The following is a 19551-nucleotide window of genomic DNA, read 5'->3' as shown; positions in this document are numbered from 1 at the left end:
CTCGACCGCAGCAGCGGAAGTGCCATATGACCGAACCATGGACAGTCTCATCGAATCCTCTTCACTGACCGACGTCGAGCCGGACACCATTGCCGTCAGGAACGTCAATCTCTCGCTCGGCACCGGCGCGGCACGGGTCCATATCCTCAAAGATATCAGCCTTCGTGTGGCAGCGGGTGAGGCCATCGGCCTGATCGGCCCGTCGGGTTCGGGCAAGTCGACCTTGCTGATGGTGATGGCGGGGCTTGAACGTCCTGACAGCGGAGAAGTGGTCGTCAACGGCACGTCGTTCAATGCCCTCGATGAAGATGCGCTGGCGCGCTTCCGCGGCCGCCAGGTCGGCATCGTGTTCCAGTCGTTCCATCTGATCCCGACCATGACGGCGCTGGAGAACGTCGCCGTGCCGCTCGAGCTCGCCGGTAATCCCGATGCCGCCGCGCGCGCCGCGCAGGAGCTGCAATCGGTCGGACTCGGCGAACGGCTGCATCACTACCCGACGCAGCTGTCCGGCGGCGAGCAGCAGCGCGTCGCGATCGCACGTGCGCTCGCGCCCGATCCCGCGATCCTGGTTGCCGACGAGCCGACCGGAAATCTCGACGAGACGACAGGAAAGCAGATCATCGACCTGCTCTTCACCAAGCACACCGAGCGCGGCATGACGCTGGTGCTGGTGACGCACGACCTTTCGCTGGCACAGCGCTGCGATCGTGTGGTGCGGCTGCGCTCCGGCCGCATCGACGGACAATCCACGACATGAGCATCGCGTCCGAAGTCGCGGTGCAGGGCCGCGCGTCGTCGCTTGCCTTCCGCTATGCGCTGCGCGAACTGCGCGGCGGCCTGCGCGGATTCTACGTGTTCATCGCCTGCATCGCGCTCGGCGTGATGGCGATTGCCGGCGTCGGCTCGGTCGCCGCGAGCCTCGGCGACGGCCTGTCGCGCGAGGGCCGCACGCTGCTCGGCGGCGACGTCGCATTCTCGTTGATCTCGCGCGAAGCCAAGCCTGAGGAGGTCGCGTATCTGCGCACCCGCGGCGAGGTTTCGGTGGCAGCCACGCTCCGCGCGATGGCCCGCAGCGGCGACGGCAAGCTGGCGCTGGTCGAGCTCAAGGCGGTCGACGGCAAATATCCGATGCTCGGCGAGCTGACGCTCGAGCCGAACATACCGGTTGCCGATCTGCTCGCCGAACGCGATGGCGTCTATGGCGCGGCCGCCGATTCAACGCTGTTGGCGCGGCTCGACCTGAAGCTCGGCGACCGCGTCAGCATCGGCAGCGCGACCTACCAGATCCGCAGCGTGGTGGCGGCCGAGCCCGACAAGCTTGCCGGCGGCGTCGGCCTCGGCCCGCGCTTCCTGATCAGTGAAGCCAGCCTGCGCGCTACTGATCTCTTGCAGCCGGGCAGCCTGGTGCGCTGGATCTACCGGGTAAAGCTGCCTGACGGCGCCAACGACGATCGCGCCACCACCGCGTTGATCGACGGCGCACGGGCTGCCGCACCGGAGGCCGGCTGGGAAGTCCGCAGCCGCAACAACGCCTCGCCGCAGCTTGAACGCACCATCAACCGCTTCACCCAGTTCCTGACCCTGGTCGGCCTCGCCGCACTGCTGGTCGGCGGCGTCGGCGTCGCCAACGCGGTGAAGAGCCATATCGACCGGCGCCGCGACGTCATCGCCTCGTTCAAGGCGCTCGGCGCCACCGGCCGCGACGTCTTCACGATCTACTGTACGCAGGTGGTGGTGCTGGCCGGGATCGGTTCGGTGATTGGGCTCGTGCTCGGCGCCGCGCTGCCGTTCGTCATCGTCGGCCTGTTCGGCAAGGTGCTGCCGCTGCCGGTGGTGCCGGCGCTGCATCCCGACGAACTCGCGCTCTCCTTCCTCTACGGCCAGCTCACCGCGCTGGCATTCGGACTGTGGCCGCTCGGCCGGGTCCACGACGTGCCCGTCGCCGCGCTGTTCCGCGAGACCGTCGCCAGCGAATGGCACCGTCCGCGCTGGAGCTATCTCGCGCTGATGACGGTGGTGGTCGCACTCCTGATCGCCGTTGCGATCGGGCTTGCCTATGACAAGCGAGTGGCCGCGGTGTTCGTCGCCTCGTCGATCTCGGTGTTCCTGCTGCTGCGCGGGATCGCCGAGATCCTGATGGCGGTGGCGCGGCGGCTGCCACGCAGCCGCATGACCATGCTGCGGCTGGCAATCGCCAACATCCACCGGCCGGGCGCGCTGACGCCGTCGGTCGTGCTGTCGCTGGGGCTCGGGCTCGCGGTGCTCGTCACCATCACCCAGATCGACGGCAATCTGCGCCGGCAATTCCTGGCCGCATTGCCGGAGCGGGCGCCGTCGTTCTTTTTCATCGACATCCCCTCCACCGAAGCCGACCGCTTTGCCGCCTTCCTGGCGCAGATCGCGCCCGGCTCGACCGTCGAGGACGTGCCGATGCTGCGCGGGCGCATCGTCGCCGCGCGCGGCGTCAAGGCCGACCAGCTCAAGCCGTCGGTCGATTCAGAGTGGGTGCTGCAAAGCGACCGCGGCCTGACCTACACCGGCGAAGTTCCCAAGGGTTCGAAGATTGTCGAGGGCGAATGGTGGGGGCCGGACTACAGCGGACCTCCGCTGGTCTCGATGGAGAAGAAGATCGCCGACGGCCTGTCCCTGAAGATCGGCGACGAGATCGTGGTCAACGTGCTTGGCCGCGATGTTCCGGCCAAGATCGCCAATCTGCGCAACATCGACTGGCAGGGCCTCGGCATCAACTTCGTGCTGGTGTTCTCGCCGAATGCCTTCAAGGGCGCTCCGCATAGCCACGTCGCGACCCTGACGGAACCCCATGCCGGCACCACCGACGATGCGCGCATCATCAAGCAGGTCGCCGACGCGTTCCCGATGGTGACCAGCGTCCGGGTCCGCGAGGCGCTTGAGACGGTCGGCACCGTCGTCAGCAATCTGGTGCTGGCGATCCGCGGCGCCAGCGCCGTGACGCTGATCTCGGCGATCCTGGTGCTGGGCGGCGCGCTCGCCGCCGGGCACCGCCACCGCGTCTATGACGCCGTGATCCTCAAGACGCTCGGCGCCACGCGGGTGCGATTGCTCGGCGCCTACGCGCTGGAGTATCTGATGATCGGTTTTGCAACCGCAATCTTCGGGGTGATCGCCGGTTCGGTCGCGGCCTGGCTGATCGTGACGCGGCTGATGACGCTGAGTTTCATCTGGCAGGCCGGCAGCGCCGCGCTGGTCGTGGTCGCCGCGCTGGTCGTCACCGTCGGATTGGGGCTGGCCGGAACGCTGCTCGCGCTGAACCAGAAGCCGGCCTCGGTGTTGCGGAATTTGTGACAATTTGTAGCGGCGGCAGCGCCGTTTTGCCTATAAATGCTAGGCTAGAGCGACATTCGGCCGCGCGTGGAAGCTTGCGTCGGATGTGTTAATTTCCCACATACCACTCGGGTCGGATAGTCGGTTTGAATGACACGCAATTAATGTTCCGCAAACCGAGCCATCTGAGATAGATTTAGAACCGGCGCCGCAAATCCCTTGCGCTCCACCGGGACCAACCACGGGAATTCGACCATGTCGGACCTAGACCGCAACTACGCTTCTCCTTTCGGCCGGGCCGCCGGGCGCATTGACGCTGCGGCCGTCGACGCCGGTCTGCGCGCCTACATGCTGCGCATCTACAACTACATGAGCATCGGCCTCGCCATCACAGGCTTGGCCGCGCTCGGTGTCTACATGGGTGCGGTGACCAGCGACCAGTCCGCCGCCGTTGCCAAGTTCGGCAACGCCTATCTGACGCAGTTCGGCTACGCGATGTTCGTGAGCCCGCTGAAGTGGCTGTTCATCCTCGCCCCTCTGGCGATGGTGTTCGTCATCTCGGCCGGCATCAACCGCCTGCAGCCTGCGACCGCCCAGCTGCTGTTCTGGGTGTTCTCGGCGCTGATGGGCCTGTCGCTGTCGTCGATCTTCCTGGTGTACACGCACACCTCGATCGTGCGCGTGTTCTTCATCACCGCGGCGACGTTCGGTGCGCTGAGCCTCTATGGCTACACCACCAAGCGTGACATGAGCGGCATGGGCTCGTTCCTGTTCATGGGCTTGATCGGCATCATCATCGCGAGCCTGGTCAACCTGTTCCTGGCGAGCTCGGCGCTGCAGTTCATCGTCTCGGTGGTCGGCGTGCTGGTGTTCGCGGGCCTCACCGCCTGGGATACCCAGCGGCTGAAGAACGACTACATCTACGGCTACGCCTCGCAGGGTGGTGTCATGGCAGAGCGTGCGGCGATCACTGGTGCGCTGTCGCTCTACCTGAACTTCATCAACCTGTTCACGCTGCTCCTGCAGCTGCTCGGCCAGCGCGACTAAGCGCATCGAGCCAAGCGATCGATCCAATCCAAGCCCCGGCCTTGCGGCCGGGGCTTTTCTTTTGCGCGGGGCAAAATACTGTCGTGCCCATGTCCAATTCCGCGGGATCCAATCCGGAAATCAGGCCGACCGCCGAGGCGGACCTGCCCTCGATCACCGCGATCTACGAGCACGCGGTGCGCTTCGGCACCGCGACCTTCGAGCTGATCCCGCCCGACCTTGCCGAAATGACCCGCCGCTACAGGGCGGTGGTCGATGGCGGCTTCCCCTATTTCGTCGCCGTGCTCGATGGCCGCGTCGCCGGCTATGCCTATGCCGGTCCCTACCGGCCGCGGCCGGCCTATCGCTTCACCGTCGAGAACTCGGTCTATCTGGACCCTGCGGTGCATCGCCGCGGCATCGGCCTCCGGCTGATGGAGCGCCTGATCGCCGAATGCGACGCGCGCGGCTTCCGGCAGATGATCGCGGTGATCGGGGACTCGGCCAATGCCGGCTCGATCGGGCTGCACCGCCGCTGCGGATTTCAGATGATCGGGACGCACCCGAATGTCGGCCTGAAATTCGGCCGCTGGCTCGACACCGTGATGATGCAGCGCGCGCTCGGCGAAGGCGCGGCGACGGTGCCGGCGGATTAGGTGGGATACGTAGCCCGGATGGAGCGCAGCGCAATCCGCGGCAAGTTCATCCGCGCTCTCGGCGGCCCCGGATTTCGCTGCGCTTTATCCGGGCTACGGCAGTGAATTTGCCGCGCCTACACCAGCGATAGCTTGCGATCGATCACGAACAGCACCCGTTCGAGTTCGTGGCCGCGGCGCAGGATCAGACCGGTCGCCGAAATTACGCTGTACATGCCCTGCTTGCGCGCCAGCCGGGGATCCTTCTCGATCCGGTAGATCGGTATTTCGGATGCGCGCCGGAACACCGAGAACACAGCGCGGTCCTTCAGGAAGTCGATCGCATAATCGCGCCACTCGCCATCGGCGACCATGCGGCCGTAGAGATTGAGAATGCGATTGAGCTCAAGTCGATTGAATGTCACGCGGTTGGGCTGAGGGGTCGCGGCGGCGGGACGCGCCGCGGCACGATTCCCACTCGGATCACTATCCTCCGAGATCAAACTCATCGAGCGCCTCCTGTCATCCCGGTGACGATCGGGTTCCGAAGGCCGGTGCCCCCACTTCGGGATCGTCACGAGAGTGACATGATTGCGCTAAGCGACGGAGCCTGCAAGGGGCCATTCGCAATGCAACCAGCCCTTAACCAAGGCCAGGCGCGACCGATTGTCCGGAAAACCGAAGAGTCACGGGAACGTTAGAGGAATCATATTGCTGCCCCACTTCCGCCCATCGCCCGCCCCGCTGCCCTGCGAAAAGAAAATCCTGCGTTGGCCCGGTCCTTTCGGTTCCGGATTCCTCAGCCCCCAGCCCCCCGGGGCCGTCGGGATCGGGCCTGTTCGCAGGGGAATCAAATCCCAACACACTGGGCCAACGAAAGTTGGTCCTTTTTGTTTTTGGGGCCCTGCTCGATTACGCGCGATCAAGACGCGCAACGCCCCGGCGCTTCCCTCTCAGCAGATCACTGGATGCACGCTGCCGCCGCACGGAGCCGCACGACTACATGCGTGCGGCCAATGACGCGACTAGCAGAAGCCAGCGCCGCCCAGCGTTAGAGCGTTTTCGAGTGAAGTGGACACCGGTTCGCGCGAAGAAAACGCGTCAAACAAGAATCTAGAGCTTCGGTTCTGATCAGTCAGAACCGAAAGGCTCTAGTGAAGCGAGGTGAATGCGGCGCCCAGCATCGGGCCCGGCTTGTCGCGATTGCCGTCCTGGACGTAGACGGCCGCAGCATCGACGCCATCGCGCGTGATGTTCTCAAGCGGCACGGTCCAGCTCCCGGACGAGCCGTTCCAGTCGCCGACCTTCAGGAGATTGCGCACCACGTTATGATAGGTGATCTCGCGGCCGCGGTTCTCGCCGCGCGCGATCGAGATCGGCACCGACTTCGAGATCGAGCAGATCCAGACTTCGCCGCGCGACACCGCGGGCGATTTCGATGCGGCCACCGACACGTTGATCTGTTTGCCGGTCAGCGTCATCGTCACCGGCACCGACATCACGCTGCCGCTCTTCTCGGTGTCCTTGATGGCGTCCTCGATGCTGGCGCGGTCGCTGCCGATCACATGAGCGGAGCCGTTGATCACGGCCTGCGGCGTGTAGACGTCGCGGTCGCCGCGCATATGCGAATAGGCTTTCTGGCGCGCGCTGAAACGTGAATCGGCCAGCGTGTCCTTCCAGCCGAGATAATCCCAATAGTCGATCGGCATGCTCAGCGCGATGACGTTGGGGTCCTTGGCGAGGTCACCGATGATCTTGTCCGCGGGCGGACAGGACGAGCATCCCTGCGAGGTGAAGAGTTCGACGACAGCACGCGGATCGGCGTGAGCGGGGCGGATGATTGCGACGATCGCGCAGAAACCGAGGGCGCTGGACCATCGCGAGATAGAATTATAGGCCATCATCGCTGTCATACTGCGAACCAGTCGTGATGATTTCTATCCGTAATTGTACGGAGCATGAAGCTGTCCCTTGAACTTGCGTGCCCCAGAACGCCAGAAGGCGGCCTTGTCATAGGCCGCCTTCTTTTTAGCCGCTACTCACTAAGCAGTGAGGCACCGATCACAAATCCTCGCTAGGCCGCGAGTTTGCGCAGCACGTAATGCAGGATGCCGCCGTTGCGATAGTAGTCGAGCTCGTCCAGCGTATCGATGCGGCAGAGCAGCGGGACATCCCGCTTGCCGCCGTCGGCGGAGACGATTTCGGCCGTCAGCGTCTGGCGCGGCTTCAAATCGCCCTGCAGCCCGCGGATCGTGACCTTCTCGTCGCCCTTGAGGCCGAGCGAGGACCACGACGTGCCGTCCTGGAAGGTGAGCGGAAGCACGCCCATGCCGACCAGGTTGGAGCGATGGATGCGCTCGAAGCTCTGGCAGATCACCGCGCGCACGCCGAGCAGGCGGGTGCCCTTCGCGGCCCAGTCGCGCGACGAGCCGTTGCCGTATTCGGCGCCGGCGAACACCACCAGCGGCACGTTCTCCTGCTGGTACTTCATCGCGGCGTCGTAGATCGACATCTGCGCGCCGTCGGGCCAGTGCTTGGTCAGACCGCCTTCCGGAATATTGCCGTCGGCGCCCTTCAGCATGAAGTTCTTGATGCGGATGTTGGCGAAGGTGCCGCGCATCATCACTTCATGGTTGCCGCGCCGCGTGCCGTACTGGTTGAAGTCGGCGGGGCGCACCTGGTGCTCGCTGAGGAACTTGCCGGCGGGCGAGGTCAGCTTGATCGAGCCGGCCGGCGAGATGTGGTCGGTGGTGATCTTGTCGCCGAACATCGCAAGGATGCGCGCGTCGACCACGTCGACGATCGGCTCCGGCTGCTTCTTCATGCCTTCGAAGTAGGGCGGGTTCTGCACATAGGTCGAGCTCATGTTCCAGCGATAGGTCTCGCTTTCCGTGGTCTTGATCTTGCGCCAGTTGGTGTCGCCCTTGAACACGTCGGCGTACTTCTTCTTGAAGATCGTCGCGGTGACGTACTTCTTCATGAAGGCATTGATCTCCTTCGTGGTCGGCCAGATGTCCTTGAGGAACACCGGCTTGCCGTCCTTGCCGATGCCGATCGGCTCGACCGCGAGATCCTTGGTCACGGTGCCGGCAAGCGCATGCGCAACCACCAGCGGGGGCGAAGCGAGGTAGTTCGCCTGCACGTCGGGCGAGACGCGGCCTTCGAAGTTGCGGTTGCCCGACAGCACGGCGGCGGCGACGATGCCGTTGTCATTGATCGACTTCGAGATGTCTTCCGGCAGCGGGCCGGAATTGCCGATGCAGGTGGTGCAGCCGAAGCCGACCAGGTTGAAACCGACTTTGTCGAGATCGGCCTGCAGGCCGGAATTGGCGAGATATTCAGCCACCACCTGGCTGCCCGGCGCGAGCGAGGTCTTCACCCACGGCTTGGCCTTCAGGCCCTTGGCGGCCGCCTTGCGCGCCAGCAGGCCGGCGCCGATCAGCACGCTCGGGTTCGAGGTGTTGGTGCAGGAGGTGATCGCGGCGATCACGACGTCGCCATGGCCGAGATCGAAATTGCGGCCCTCGACCGCGAAGCGCTTCTGCTCGCCATCGGGCTTCTTGTACTCGTTGACCAGCGCGGTGGCGAAACCGGTCGAGACCGCCGGCAGCGCGATGCGGCCTTCGGGGCGCTTCGGTCCGGCCATCGACGGCACGACGTCGGCGAGATCGAGCGTCAGCGTGGTGGTGAACACCGGATCGGCCGACTTGGCGGTACGGAACAGGCCCTGCGCCTTGGCATAGGCCTGAACCAGCTTGACGCGATCGGCCTTGCGGCCCGAGGTCTTCAGGTAATCGATGGTCGCGGCATCGACCGGGAAGAAGCCGCAGGTCGCGCCGTATTCGGGCGCCATGTTGCCGATGGTCGCCTTGTCCGCGACCGACAGGAAATCGAGGCCCGGGCCGAAGAACTCGACGAATTTGCCGACCACGCCGAGCTTGCGCAGCATCTGGGTGACGGTCAGCACGAGGTCGGTCGCGGTGACGCCTTCCTTGAGCTGGCCCTTGAGCTTGAAGCCGACCACTTCCGGCAGCAGCATCGACAGCGGCTGGCCGAGCATGCAGGCTTCCGCCTCGATGCCGCCGACGCCCCAGCCGAGCACGGCGAGGCCGTTGACCATCGTGGTGTGCGAGTCGGTGCCGACGAGCGAGTCCGGATAGGCGACCTCGAAGGTGCCGGTCTTCTTGCCGACCGTCATCTTCTCCTTCTTGGTCCACACCGTCTGCGCGAGGTATTCGAGATTGACCTGGTGGCAGATGCCGGTACCGGGCGGCACCACCGAGAAGTTCGAGAACGCCTTCTGGCCCCACTTCAGGAACTCGTAGCGCTCCTGGTTCTGCTTGTATTCCTCGGTGACGTTCTTCGCGAACGCCTTGTTGTCACCGAAGAAGTTGACGATCACCGAGTGGTCGATGACGAGATCGACCGGCACCAGCGGGTTGATCTTCTCGGCGTCGCCGCCGAGGTTCTGCATCGCGTTGCGCATCGCTGCGAGGTCGACCACGGCCGGAACGCCGGTGAAATCCTGCATCAGAACGCGCGCCGGGCGGAACGCGATTTCGTGCTCGAGCTGGCGCTTCTTCAGCCACTTCGACACCGCAACGATGTCTTCCTTCTTGACGGTGCGGCCGTCCTCGTTGCGCAGCAGGTTCTCGAGCAGAACCTTCATCGAATACGGCAGCTTCGAAATACCCTTCAGTCCGTTCTTCTCTGCCTGGGGCAGGCTGTAATAGACGTAGGACTTGCCGCCGACCTTCATGGTCTTGCGGCATTTGAAGCTGTCGAGTGAGGTCATGCGGAGGATCCCAATTCTCAGTTATACCCGGCAAGGGTAACTAAACACCGGCGATCGACACGGGCCGAGGGGATGGCCTGGATGGCTTGCGGCCGCCGATTGTGTGTGCTGCATCAAGTTCCGGGCTTATAGAACCTTTCTAGAAGCACCGCCACACCGACAAGCGTGCGACAGCGTTGCGCGACCCAAAAATTCTCACGCGGTAGCGAAAGATTTCAGAGGGCTGTGACAAGACGAACCATGCGGCTCTCGGGACGAAATCTGAAATGCGTGCGCGGCGGACGCGAGGTGTTTTCTGCCCTCGATCTGTCGGCCACGGCCGGTGAGGCGCTTGCCGTCACGGGACCCAATGGCGCGGGCAAGACGTCGCTGCTGCGCGTCCTCGCCGGGCTCCTGGTTCCCGCCGAGGGCTCGATTGCGCTCGAAGGCGGCGACGCCGAGCTCAGCCTGCCCGAACAGGCCCACTATCTTGGCCACCGCGACGCGCTGAAGCCGGCGCTGAGTGTCGCGGAAAATCTTTCCTTCTGGCGGGAATTCCTCGGCGGCGAGACCTTGGACGCCGGCCGCTGCCTTGCCGCCGTGGCGCTCGACCACGCCGCGCATCTGCCGGCCGCCTACCTCTCCGCCGGCCAGCGCCGCCGCCTGTCGATCGCGCGCCTGCTCTCGGTGCGGCGGCCGGTGTGGCTGCTGGACGAGCCGACATCGGCGCTCGATGCGGCCGGACAGGCGCTGTTCGTCGGCCTGATGCGCGATCATCTCGCAAGCGGCGGCCTGATCGTCGCCGCGACGCACCTTCCGCTCGGCATCGATGCGCGCGATTTGCGGATGGGAGGCGCGGCATGAGCGCGCTGGCCGCATTGATCCGCCGCGACATCCGCATTGCGCTGCGCGTCGGCGGCGGGGCGCTGATCGGCGTGCTGTTCTTCCTCACCGTCACGGTGCTGATGCCGTTCGCGGTCGGGCCCGATCTGGCGCTGCTGTCGCGACTTGGCCCCGCCATCCTCTGGCTCGGCGCGCTGCTGGCAAGCCTGCTCACCCTCGACCGGCTGTTCACGGCCGATCACGAGGACGGCTCGCTCGACCTGATCGTGATGAGCCGGACGCCGCTGGAACTCGCCTGCGCGGCCAAGGCTCTGGCGCATTGGATCGCCGCGGGGCTGCCGCTGATCATCGCGACGCCGGTCCTCGGCCTGCTGCTCAATCTCGACGGCACCGCGACACTGGCGGTCGCCGCGACCCTGCTGGCGGGAACACCGGCGCTGACCTTCACCGGCATGATCGGCGCCGCCCTGGCGGTGACGCTGCATCGCGGCGGGCTGCTGCTGGCGGTGCTGGTACTGCCGCTGTCGATCCCGGTGCTGATCTTCGGCGTCGCGGCCTCGCAGGCGGCGATATCGGGGTCCCTGCCCTTCGGAACACCGTTCTCGATCCTCTGCGCGCTGTCGCTTGCCAGCCTCGTGATCGGCCCGTTTGCCGCCGCCGCGAGCCTGCGGCACGGGCTGGACTGAAATTGACCGGCAATATGAGCCCGATCAAATCTCGCCGAGAGAAATTCGGCCAATTGCTTGCGACACATTGGGCGACTATCAGGGTGCCATGAAGCTGACTGAGACGCTGACCGACCTCGCCAATCCGACCAGGTTTCTGGCGCTGACCGCGCGCATCCTGCCGTGGCTTGCCGGCGTGACCGCGGTCCTGCTCGCGATCGGGATCTACCAGTCGGCCATGGCGCCCGACGACTACCAGCAGGGCGCCACGGTGAAGATCATGTTCATCCACGTGCCGAATGCATGGCTGTCGATGTTCGTCTGGGGCGTCATGAGCGTGGCCGCGCTCGGCACCCTGGTGTGGCGGCATCCGCTCGCCGACGTCGCCGCCAAAGCCGCAGCGCCGATCGGCGCCGCCTTCACGTTTCTCGCGCTGGTCACCGGCTCGCTGTGGGGCCGGCCGATGTGGGGCACCTATTGGGAGTGGGATGCGCGCCTGACCTCGGTCTTGATCCTGTTCCTGATGTATCTCGGCCTGATGGCGCTGTGGCGCGCGGTGGAGGACCCTTCGCGCGCGGCGCGGGCGGCGGCGGTCCTGACCCTGGTCGGCGCGATCAACATCCCGATTATCAAATTCTCGGTCGACTGGTGGAATACGCTGCATCAGCCGGCCTCGGTGCTCCGCATGGGCGGATCGACCCTCGACAAGGCATTCCTGTGGCCGCTGCTGGTGATGGCGATCGCGTTTTCGCTGCTCTTCATCACCTTGCACCTCGCGGCAATGCGCAACGAGATCCTGCGCCGGCGCGTGCGCAGCTTGCAGATGATGCAAGCTAACCGCATCGCGTTTTCGAGCGACGTGGGCACCGGTTCGCGTGAAGAAAGCGCGTCAAAACCGATTGGGGCGGCGTGACACGATGTCGCTTGGTCCCTACGCCTCCTTCATCGTGACGTCCTATGCGCTGGTCGCGGCTGTCGTGCTGCTGTTGATCGTCTGGATCATCGCCGACTATCGCCGCCAACAGGCGCGCCTGAAGGAGATCGAGGCCAGCGGCATCACGCGCCGCTCCGGCCGCAGCCCGGCGGATATCAGATGAGCGATCAGGCGACCAACAGTCCGCCGCAAGGCCGCCGCCTGCTGGTGGTGCTGCCGCTGGTGGTTTTCCTCGGGCTTGCCGGGCTGTTCCTGCTGCGGCTCTATGGCGGCGATCCCTCGAAAATTCCGTCGGCCCTGATCGGCCGGCCGGCGCCGCAGACCGCGCTGCCCGCGCTCGACGGCCTCGTGAAGGACGGCGCGCCCATCCCCGGCCTCGATCCCGCAGCCTTCAAAGGCAAGGTCTCAATCGTCAACGTCTGGGCGTCCTGGTGCGTGCCCTGCCATGACGAGGCGCCGCTGCTGACCGAACTCGGCAAGGACAAGCGCTTCCAGATCATCGGCATCAACTACAAGGACTCGCCCGAGAACGCGCGCCGCTTCCTCGGCCGCTACGGCAATCCGTTCGGCATCGTCGGCGTCGACGGCAACGGCCGCGCCTCCATCGAGTGGGGTGTCTATGGCGTGCCCGAGACCTTCCTGGTCGGACGCGAAGGCACGATCGTCTACAAGCTGGTCGGCCCGGTGACGCCTGATAACGTCAACACCGTGCTCAAGGCCGAGATCGAGAAGGCGCTGCGCGCGAGACCGTAGCCGCATCGGCACGCCGCGACTCGCGAACATGAATCGAGCATGAACGACGCGGGAAAACACCTGCGGCATAATACTTCGACGGGTTTATCTGCGGTTCATTTCACGGCCACGGCGACGCCACGAACGCAACCCTAACTCCATGGCGTGACTTCACTCATTCCTCGGAGAGGACATATGCGCAAGACCACGCTCGCTTCACTTCTTGCAACCGCACTCACGCTCGGCCTGATGACGGCCACGCCGTCGATGGCCCAGTCGCCGCAGCCGGCCGCGCCCGCCGCCAAATCCGAGAGCCACATGGCGCCAGCGCCGAAAGCGGCGGCCCCTGATCTGAAGACAACGGGAATGGCGAAGGACGACCTGCTCGACATCAACAGCGCCAGCTCCGACCAGCTCGACGCGCTGCCGGGTGTCGGCAAGGCCTATTCGGCCGCGATCATCAAGGGCCGCCCCTACAAGGGCAAGGATGAACTGGTGCAGAAGAACATCCTGCCGCAGGCGACCTACGACAAGATCAAGGACAAGATCGTCGCCAAGCAGAAGAGCTGAGCTCTGAAGAGTTGATCTCCGAAGTGTCGGACGCAGCGCGGCACAATCACCCGCGCTGCGTTCGGATTTACTTTCTGAGGTCGCCGGCGTCCGCCTCGCTGGTTTCCAGCGAGACCGGCTCCAGATGATAGCGCTTGGTCAGCGGCATCTGGGCGATGGCGAAGACCATGGTCAGCGGCGTCACGCCGAACACCTTGAAGTTCACCCAGAAATCCGTGGTCTGCGTCCGCCAGACGATCTCGTTGAGAATAGCCATGCCGGCGAAGAACAGCGCCCAGCGCATGGTGAGGATGCGCCAGCCCTGCGGCGTCAGATTGAACATCTGGTCGAACATGACGGCGATGAAGGAACGGCCGAACAGCAGCCCGCCGCCGAGCACGGCCGCGAACAGGCCGTAGATGATGGTCGGCTTGACCTTGATGAAGGTCTCGTCGTGCAACACCAGGGTCAGGGTGCCGAACACCAGCACGACCGCGCCGGTCACCAGCGCCATGATCGGTACGTGCCTGGTCACGACATAGGATGCGATCATGGCAGCTACGATCGCGACCATGAACGCGCCGGTCGCGAAGAACAGATGGTATTTGGCGTTCGCGATGAAGAACACGAGCAGCGGCCCGAGCTCGGTTGCGAGCTTGAACAGCGGATGTGGCTGGGTCTTGTCCATCAATTCAGTCCATTGAACTCGTGTCTTGGCCATCCTTCGAGACGGCGCTCCGCGCCTCCTCAGGATGACGACCTTTCGTATCCCACCGTCATCCCTGCACAACGGCTTTGCCGTTGTTGCTGGAGGAGCGCGCACCAGCGCGCGTCTCGAAGGATGAATTATTCGATCCCGGCAATCGCCTTGGCAAAATCCTTCGCCGTGAAGGGCGCGAGGTCCTCGACGCCTTCGCCGACGCCGATGAAATGCACCGGCAGCTTGTGCTTCTCCGACAGCGCGACAAGGATGCCGCCGCGCGCGGTGCCGTCAAGCTTGGTCATCACGAGGCCGGTGACGCCTGCCGTACGATGAAACGCCTCGACCTGCGACAGCGCATTCTGTCCCACCGTGGCGTCGAGCACGAGCAGCACAGCATGCGGCGCCGACGCATCGACCTTCTTGATGACGCGCACGACCTTTTCGAGCTCGTTCATCAGTTCGGACTTGTTCTGCAGCCGGCCGGCGGTGTCGATCAGCAGCACGTCGCGCGCCTGCTCCTTTGCCGCGGTCAGCGCGTTAAAGGCGAGGCTCGCCGAATCCGAGCCCTGGGTCCCGGCGATGACAGGAGATTTGGTGCGCTCGCCCCAGACCTTGAGCTGCTCGATCGCCGCGGCGCGGAAGGTGTCGCCGGCGGCCAGCATGACCTTGCGGCCCTCGGCGGAGAGTTTCGCGGCCAGCTTGCCGATCGTCGTGGTCTTGCCGGAGCCGTTGACGCCGACCACCAGGATCACGAACGGCTTCAGCGTCGCATCGATCTCGAGCGGCTTGGCCACCTGCGCCAGCACCTTCTCGACCTCGGTCGCAACGACGTCCTTGACCTCGTCGGCGGAGATCGCCTTGTCGTAGCGGCCCTTGCCGACCGCCTCCGCAATCCGGACCGCGACATCGGTGCCGAGGTCGGCGCGCAGCAGCACATCCTCGATGTCATCGAGCATGGCAGAATCGAGCTTGCGCTTGGTGACAAGGTCGGCGACCGCGGTCCCGATCGAACTCGAGGTTCGCTTCAGGCCGCCTTTCAGCCGCTGCCACCAGCTCTGTTTGGGAGTTCCCGCAGTGGTATCGTTCATGGCGGGGGTGTGTTAGCCGTTTCGCCTCACAAACGAAAGTCTCGACGAATTGATCGATGTTCCCCAATTGACCGCGGAGGAAATCCTGGGCCGCGTGCTCCACCGCGACGGGCTGATGCTGGTCATTGACAAGCCGGCGGGCCTGCCGGTGCATCGCGGCCCCAAGGGCGGCCCCAATCTGGAGGCCTCCTTCGACGCGTTGCGGTTCGGCCTGCCGCGGCCGCCGGTGCTGGCGCATCGGCTGGACAAGGACACCTCCGGCTGCCTCGTCCTGGGACGCCACCGCAAGGCGACCGCCTCGCTCGGGCTGTTGTTCAAGCACAGCAAGATCGCAAAGACCTACTGGACCGTGGTCGAGGGCGGCCCCATCGAGGACGAAGGCACCATCGACATGCCGCTCGGCCGGCTCAACGCCGAGCGCGGCTGGTGGCAGAAGCCGGACCCGGATGGCCAGAAGGCCATCACCAACTGGAAGGTGCTGGGACGGGGCGACGGCCTTGCCTGGCTCGCGATGGAGCCGGTCACCGGCCGCACCCATCAGCTCCGGGTGCATTCGGCGGCGATGGGCTGGCCGATCGTCGGCGACAATATCTACGGCAACGGCCCGCGCTTCGGCGAGCCGACCCTGCATCTGCATTCCCGCGAAATCGGCATCCCGATTTCCCGCAACAAGGACCCGGTGCATGTCGTCGCGCCGGCGCCGGCGCACATGCAGGAGCGGCTCAAGGCCTGCGGCTGGAACGGCGAATAGAGCGTTTTCCAGCGAAAGCCTGTCCCGGACTTGATCCGGGATGGATACCGGTTCGCGTAACGAAAACGTGTCAAAATGTAGAGCTTCCTCCGGGATTCTACTGATCATTATCCTTACGAAACGTTCAGGTCCGCCCGATAAAGCTGCAAGCCGGCTTAGAACAAGCAATCGGGACGGGCTCAGGACGAGCAATGCTGACTGCCGGGCAGGCAATTGTCGACGAGGTCGAGGCTGCGATACGCGCCGGCTCCGCCGAAAAATGCATAGCGACGGCGAAGCGCGTCACTGATCTCTTCCTCCACTCCGCCGGCAGCTTCAACAGCGAGCAGATCGAACTGTTCGACAATGTGCTCGAACGGCTGGTCAAGACCATCGAGCTGCGCGCACTCGCCGAGATCAGCGCCCGGATGGCGCTTGCCGAGATCAGCGAGCAGCTCGCCCCGGTCGCGCAGGCACCGCCCGCGATCGTTCGCCGCCTCGCCAGCAACGACGAGATCCGGATCGCGCGGCCGATGCTGCAGGAATCCTCACGCCTCAGTGCCGAGGATCTGGTCGAGATCGCGCAGACCAAGAGCGAACAGCACCTGCTCGCCGTCGCCGGCCGCTGGTGGCTGAAGGACGTCGTCACCGATGCGCTGTTGGCCCGTCGCTTTGCGAGCGTGAGCCACCGCCTCGTCACCAATCCCGGCGCCAAAGTATCGCCGGGCGGATTTGCCGTCATCCTGGCGCAGGCCGAGCACGATCCGACCCTCGCAGTCGAGACCGGCATCCGCGCGGACCTGCCGGCGGAGCTCCGTCTTCAGCTGCTGCGCCGGGCAACGGAAGAGGTTCGCGGCCGTTTGCTGGAACGCGCCCCGCCGTATCTATACGAGGAAATCCGCCACGCGATCGCCGCGGTCGCCGCCGGCGTCGAGCGCGACATGTCGCAGGTCCGCGATTTCACCGCAGCCAAGCGGCACGTCGCGCAGCTGAAGGACAGCGGCGAGCTCGACGAGGCCGCCCTGCTCGGCTTCGCCAGGCAGCGAAGATATGAAGAGACTGTTGTTGCGCTGGCGGATCTCGCGCAGTCGAACATCGAGGTGATCCGCTCCCTGATGCAAAGCCTGCGCAGTGAAGGCCTTTTGGTGCCGTGCCGGGCGGCAGGGCTGAGCTGGGCGACCACCGCCGCGGTGATGGAATGCCGCTATGCGACCGGGTCCATGGGACCCGTTGAGCTCGCCCATGCGAAGAGCCAGTTCACGAAAATGACACGCGGCGATGCCGATCGCCTGCTGCGGTTCTGGCAGGTTCGCGCGTCGCAGTCTCCCAAGCCCGGCGGCCGCGCGCACTGAGTGCATCATGCGCGAGGACGCCACGGATTTCGATTTCAACCTGTCAAACAGCTGGTTCAGCGTCATCACCCGCGCATGCGGTGATGCAGTATACAGGGACGTCGGTGCTTGAGCCGAGAGGCCGCGACTGCTTCTCCCGGCGTCGTCCCTGCGAAAGCAGGGACCCATACTCTGCAGCGGGTATTGTGAACGGGACTCGTCGTTCCGGTACCGACCATCAACAACCATTCGTGGTTATGGGTCCCTGCTTTCGCAGGGACGACATCGAGATTGTTGACGCGCTCGGGGGCAGGACCACGTTAAGACAGCCACACCTCCTGTGTCAATCGATAGAGAGCTTGCCGCCGCAACGCGTCGTTTTCCGGCATGCGAGGGTGGTCAAAGTCCTCTGCGCTATCGTGAGACATCCCAAGCTTCGCCATCACGCGCCTGGATCGCACGTTGCGGATGCTTGCATGCGCCACGATCACCGTAAGACGAATCTCTTCGAAGCCGAATTGAAGAGATACTCGCGCCGCCTCAACCGCAAAGCCCTGCCCCCAGAACTGACTTGCTAGCCGCCAACCGACTTCGATAGCTGGTGTGAAGGGGGCGACGAAGCCGATGCGCAATAGCCCGACAGCGCCCATGAATACCCCAGACTCCTTCGATTCAACGGCCCAAAGGCAGAAGCCGTGAGAGGATTGATGGCTGATTTGAAGGTCGATCCACGCGTCGGATGCATCCTGCGTTGGAAGCGGGCGAAGATATTCCATGACTTGAGCGTCTTGAGACATCTCTGCAAAGGGCAGCCTGTCCGACTCCATCCATGATCGGAGGATGAGCCGCGGCGTCGATAGCTGCATACGACTTCCCCTGGGCTGTGCGATGGCCACTCAGTGGCCGATCATACGCTGGCGGTCTCCATTGTGCGACCTTGTGAATACGCCACCCTAGATAGCCTCGCCGCGCACCCCAACGAGACGCGCACCGTCATGGCCAGTCACGACGAGCCGCCGCACCATGCCCGGCACATCGTCATCGATCGCAACCGGCAGGAAATGCTCGGTGCGGCCCTGCCTGTCGCTCTCGATCAGCACCTCGCGCGTCGCGCCGACTTCCGCAGCCAGCCGCCGCACCAGCGCAGCCTCGCCGGCCGCGCGCAGCCGCCTGGCGCGCTCCCTGATCGCACCGCCCTCGACCTGCGGCATCCGCGCCGCCGGCGTGCCCGGACGCTTCGAATAGGGAAACACGTGCAGAAAGGTGAGATCGCATTCCGCGACCAGATCGAGCGAGCGCGCAAACATCTCCTCAGTTTCGGTCGGGAAGCCCGCGATGATGTCGGCGCCGAGCGCGATGTCCGGCCGCAGCCGGCGCACCTGCGCGCAGAAATCGATCGCGTCCCGGCGTGAATGCCTGCGCTTCATCCGCTTCAGGATCATGTCGTCGCCGGACTGCAGCGACAGATGCAGATGCGGCATCAGCCGCGGATCGTCGGCGATGACGTCAAGCAGGTCGCGATCGGCCTCGATCGAATCGATCGATGAGATGCGCAGCCGCTTCAGCTCGGGCACATGGCGCAGGATCTGCCGGGTCAGCTGGCCGAGCTTCGGCGCGCCCGGCAGGTCGGCGCCATAGCTCGTGAGATCGACACCGGTCAGCACGATCTCGGCGTGGCCGCGCTCGACCAATGTGCGGACCTGATCGACCACCGCGCCCATCGGCACCGAGCGCGAATTGCCGCGGCCGTAGGGGATGATGCAGAAGGTGCAGCGATGATCGCAGCCGTTCTGCACCTGCACGAACACCCGCGGCAGCCCGCGCTCGAAGCCGTCGAGCAGATGCGGCGCCATCTCGGTCACCGCCATGATGTCGGCAACCGCGACCTTCTCGCTCGCATCGATGCCAAACGGCGCATCGAAAGCCGCACGCGTCGCCTGCCAGGCGTCGCCGCGCATCTTCTCGTCATTACCGACGACGCGATCGACCTCGGCCATCTCTGCAAACATGTCGGCTTGCGTCTGCGCCGCGCAGCCGGTGACGACGATGCGCGCCGCGGGGCGTTCGCGTTTCAACTTGCGGATCGACTGCCGGGCCTGCGCCACCGCCTCATTGGTGACGGCGCAGCTGTTGATGACGATGGTGTCGGTGAGCCCCGCCTGTTCCGCCTCGCGGCGGATCACTTCGGATTCGAAAGCGTTGAGGCGGCAGCCAAAGGTGACGACATCGACGCTCATG

General features: G+C 64.8%; 19 protein-coding genes. 12 read left to right on the top strand and 7 right to left on the bottom strand.

Features of this window, described 5'->3' with window-relative positions; all coding sequences use genetic code 11:
* Positions 1 to 37: 37 nt before the first annotated feature.
* The 4 genes from JQ573_RS33075 (at position 38) to JQ573_RS33060 (ending at position 4985) form a co-directional block, all read left to right on the top strand.
* Positions 38 to 757 (top strand): ABC transporter ATP-binding protein, encoded by a 720-nt coding sequence (locus tag JQ573_RS33075; RefSeq protein ID WP_212318910.1) that lies wholly within the window; start codon positions 38 to 40, stop codon positions 755 to 757.
* Positions 754 to 3324, top strand: coding sequence for an ABC transporter permease (locus JQ573_RS33070; protein WP_212318908.1), 2571 nt, complete (start codon positions 754 to 756; stop codon positions 3322 to 3324). Before JQ573_RS33075 ends, JQ573_RS33070 begins: the two co-directional genes overlap by 4 nt.
* Before the next feature lie 234 nt (positions 3325 to 3558).
* Positions 3559 to 4350 (top strand): Bax inhibitor-1/YccA family protein, encoded by a 792-nt coding sequence (locus tag JQ573_RS33065; protein WP_029081319.1) that lies wholly within the window; start codon positions 3559 to 3561, stop codon positions 4348 to 4350.
* Positions 4351 to 4439: 89 nt separating this feature from the next.
* The gene (locus JQ573_RS33060) at positions 4440 to 4985 is read left to right on the top strand and encodes a GNAT family N-acetyltransferase (protein ID WP_212318906.1); all 546 of its coding nucleotides are present in this window, start codon (positions 4440 to 4442) and stop codon (positions 4983 to 4985) included.
* 116 nt (positions 4986 to 5101) lie between these two features.
* On the opposite strand, the gene JQ573_RS33055 is transcribed toward JQ573_RS33060, so the two are convergent.
* The 3 genes from JQ573_RS33055 to acnA all read right to left on the bottom strand — a co-directional run bounded on the left by JQ573_RS33055 (position 5102) and on the right by acnA (position 9759).
* Entirely contained in the window at positions 5102 to 5473 is a 372-nt protein-coding gene (locus JQ573_RS33055; RefSeq protein WP_092121561.1) for a DUF2794 domain-containing protein, read from the bottom strand.
* A 642-nt stretch (positions 5474 to 6115) separates the two neighbouring features.
* The gene (locus JQ573_RS33050; RefSeq protein WP_092121555.1) at positions 6116 to 6877 is read right to left on the bottom strand and encodes a thioredoxin family protein; all 762 of its coding nucleotides are present in this window, start codon (positions 6875 to 6877) and stop codon (positions 6116 to 6118) included.
* A 161-nt stretch (positions 6878 to 7038) separates the two neighbouring features.
* Positions 7039 to 9759 (bottom strand): aconitate hydratase AcnA, encoded by a 2721-nt coding sequence (gene acnA / locus JQ573_RS33045; RefSeq protein ID WP_207833993.1) that lies wholly within the window; start codon positions 9757 to 9759, stop codon positions 7039 to 7041.
* 240 nt (positions 9760 to 9999) lie between these two features.
* Here acnA and ccmA point away from each other — a divergent pair, with 240 nt between their 5' ends.
* From ccmA to JQ573_RS33015, 6 genes are all read left to right on the top strand, one after another.
* Complete coding sequence (gene ccmA, locus JQ573_RS33040; RefSeq protein WP_212318904.1) at positions 10000 to 10602, top strand: heme ABC exporter ATP-binding protein CcmA; 603 nt, start codon at positions 10000 to 10002, stop codon at positions 10600 to 10602.
* The gene (ccmB, locus tag JQ573_RS33035; protein WP_212318902.1) at positions 10599 to 11267 is read left to right on the top strand and encodes a heme exporter protein CcmB; all 669 of its coding nucleotides are present in this window, start codon (positions 10599 to 10601) and stop codon (positions 11265 to 11267) included. The genes ccmA and ccmB overlap by 4 nt, the downstream gene beginning before the upstream one ends.
* Positions 11268 to 11355: 88 nt before the next feature.
* The gene (locus JQ573_RS33030) at positions 11356 to 12159 is read left to right on the top strand and encodes a heme ABC transporter permease (RefSeq protein WP_212318900.1); all 804 of its coding nucleotides are present in this window, start codon (positions 11356 to 11358) and stop codon (positions 12157 to 12159) included.
* A 4-nt stretch (positions 12160 to 12163) separates the two neighbouring features.
* Positions 12164 to 12343, top strand: a complete 180-nt coding sequence (gene ccmD, locus JQ573_RS33025) for a heme exporter protein CcmD (RefSeq protein ID WP_212318898.1) — start codon at positions 12164 to 12166, stop codon at positions 12341 to 12343.
* On the top strand, positions 12340 to 12933 hold the full coding sequence (locus JQ573_RS33020) for a DsbE family thiol:disulfide interchange protein (RefSeq protein WP_212318896.1): 594 nt from the start codon (positions 12340 to 12342) through the stop codon (positions 12931 to 12933). The genes ccmD and JQ573_RS33020 overlap by 4 nt, the downstream gene beginning before the upstream one ends.
* A 174-nt stretch (positions 12934 to 13107) precedes the next feature.
* Positions 13108 to 13482, top strand: coding sequence for a helix-hairpin-helix domain-containing protein (locus JQ573_RS33015; RefSeq protein ID WP_212318894.1), 375 nt, complete (start codon positions 13108 to 13110; stop codon positions 13480 to 13482).
* A 67-nt stretch (positions 13483 to 13549) separates the two neighbouring features.
* Here JQ573_RS33015 and JQ573_RS33010 read toward each other — a convergent pair whose 3' ends face one another.
* The gene (locus tag JQ573_RS33010) at positions 13550 to 14149 is read right to left on the bottom strand and encodes a septation protein A (protein WP_173639649.1); all 600 of its coding nucleotides are present in this window, start codon (positions 14147 to 14149) and stop codon (positions 13550 to 13552) included.
* A 158-nt stretch (positions 14150 to 14307) separates the two neighbouring features.
* The gene (gene ftsY, locus JQ573_RS33005; RefSeq protein ID WP_212318892.1) at positions 14308 to 15252 is read right to left on the bottom strand and encodes a signal recognition particle-docking protein FtsY; all 945 of its coding nucleotides are present in this window, start codon (positions 15250 to 15252) and stop codon (positions 14308 to 14310) included.
* A 49-nt stretch (positions 15253 to 15301) separates the two neighbouring features.
* Between ftsY and JQ573_RS33000 the strand changes: the two genes are divergently transcribed.
* Positions 15302 to 16003: an RluA family pseudouridine synthase gene (locus JQ573_RS33000; protein WP_207833999.1), complete on the top strand. Its 702-nt coding sequence runs from the start codon at positions 15302 to 15304 to the stop codon at positions 16001 to 16003.
* Between the two features lie 191 nt (positions 16004 to 16194).
* Positions 16195 to 17334, top strand: a complete 1140-nt coding sequence (locus tag JQ573_RS32995) for a DUF2336 domain-containing protein (RefSeq protein WP_212318890.1) — start codon at positions 16195 to 16197, stop codon at positions 17332 to 17334.
* Between the two features lie 299 nt (positions 17335 to 17633).
* On the opposite strand, the gene JQ573_RS32990 is transcribed toward JQ573_RS32995, so the two are convergent.
* Positions 17634 to 18179 (bottom strand): GNAT family N-acetyltransferase, encoded by a 546-nt coding sequence (locus tag JQ573_RS32990; protein ID WP_212318888.1) that lies wholly within the window; start codon positions 18177 to 18179, stop codon positions 17634 to 17636.
* Between the two features lie 87 nt (positions 18180 to 18266).
* Positions 18267 to 19550: a tRNA (N(6)-L-threonylcarbamoyladenosine(37)-C(2))-methylthiotransferase MtaB gene (gene mtaB, locus JQ573_RS32985; protein ID WP_212318886.1), complete on the bottom strand. Its 1284-nt coding sequence runs from the start codon at positions 19548 to 19550 to the stop codon at positions 18267 to 18269.
* Between the last annotated feature and the right edge of the window lies 1 nt (position 19551).

The organism is Bradyrhizobium sp. AUGA SZCCT0105 (assembly GCF_018129565.1).
Lineage (GTDB): Bacteria > Pseudomonadota > Alphaproteobacteria > Rhizobiales > Xanthobacteraceae > Bradyrhizobium.
The sequence above is the reverse complement of the archived record's forward strand: the minus strand, read 5'-3'. Positions and strand labels throughout refer to the sequence as shown.

Coding starts and splice junctions, on each gene's coding strand:
- JQ573_RS33075 (WP_212318910.1), top strand. CDS start 38: ATGGACAGTCTCATCGAATCCTCTTCACTGACCGACGTCGAGCCGGAC.
- JQ573_RS33070 (WP_212318908.1), top strand. CDS start 754: ATGAGCATCGCGTCCGAAGTCGCGGTGCAGGGCCGCGCGTCGTCGCTT.
- JQ573_RS33065 (WP_029081319.1), top strand. CDS start 3,559: ATGTCGGACCTAGACCGCAACTACGCTTCTCCTTTCGGCCGGGCCGCC.
- JQ573_RS33060 (WP_212318906.1), top strand. CDS start 4,440: ATGTCCAATTCCGCGGGATCCAATCCGGAAATCAGGCCGACCGCCGAG.
- JQ573_RS33055 (WP_092121561.1), bottom strand. CDS start 5,473: ATGAGTTTGATCTCGGAGGATAGTGATCCGAGTGGGAATCGTGCCGCG.
- JQ573_RS33050 (WP_092121555.1), bottom strand. CDS start 6,877: ATGACAGCGATGATGGCCTATAATTCTATCTCGCGATGGTCCAGCGCC.
- acnA (WP_207833993.1), bottom strand. CDS start 9,759: ATGACCTCACTCGACAGCTTCAAATGCCGCAAGACCATGAAGGTCGGC.
- ccmA (WP_212318904.1), top strand. CDS start 10,000: ATGCGGCTCTCGGGACGAAATCTGAAATGCGTGCGCGGCGGACGCGAG.
- ccmB (WP_212318902.1), top strand. CDS start 10,599: ATGAGCGCGCTGGCCGCATTGATCCGCCGCGACATCCGCATTGCGCTG.
- JQ573_RS33030 (WP_212318900.1), top strand. CDS start 11,356: ATGAAGCTGACTGAGACGCTGACCGACCTCGCCAATCCGACCAGGTTT.
- ccmD (WP_212318898.1), top strand. CDS start 12,164: ATGTCGCTTGGTCCCTACGCCTCCTTCATCGTGACGTCCTATGCGCTG.
- JQ573_RS33020 (WP_212318896.1), top strand. CDS start 12,340: ATGAGCGATCAGGCGACCAACAGTCCGCCGCAAGGCCGCCGCCTGCTG.
- JQ573_RS33015 (WP_212318894.1), top strand. CDS start 13,108: ATGCGCAAGACCACGCTCGCTTCACTTCTTGCAACCGCACTCACGCTC.
- JQ573_RS33010 (WP_173639649.1), bottom strand. CDS start 14,149: ATGGACAAGACCCAGCCACATCCGCTGTTCAAGCTCGCAACCGAGCTC.
- ftsY (WP_212318892.1), bottom strand. CDS start 15,252: ATGAACGATACCACTGCGGGAACTCCCAAACAGAGCTGGTGGCAGCGG.
- JQ573_RS32995 (WP_212318890.1), top strand. CDS start 16,195: ATGCTGACTGCCGGGCAGGCAATTGTCGACGAGGTCGAGGCTGCGATA.
- JQ573_RS32990 (WP_212318888.1), bottom strand. CDS start 18,179: ATGCAGCTATCGACGCCGCGGCTCATCCTCCGATCATGGATGGAGTCG.
- mtaB (WP_212318886.1), bottom strand. CDS start 19,550: ATGAGCGTCGATGTCGTCACCTTTGGCTGCCGCCTCAACGCTTTCGAA.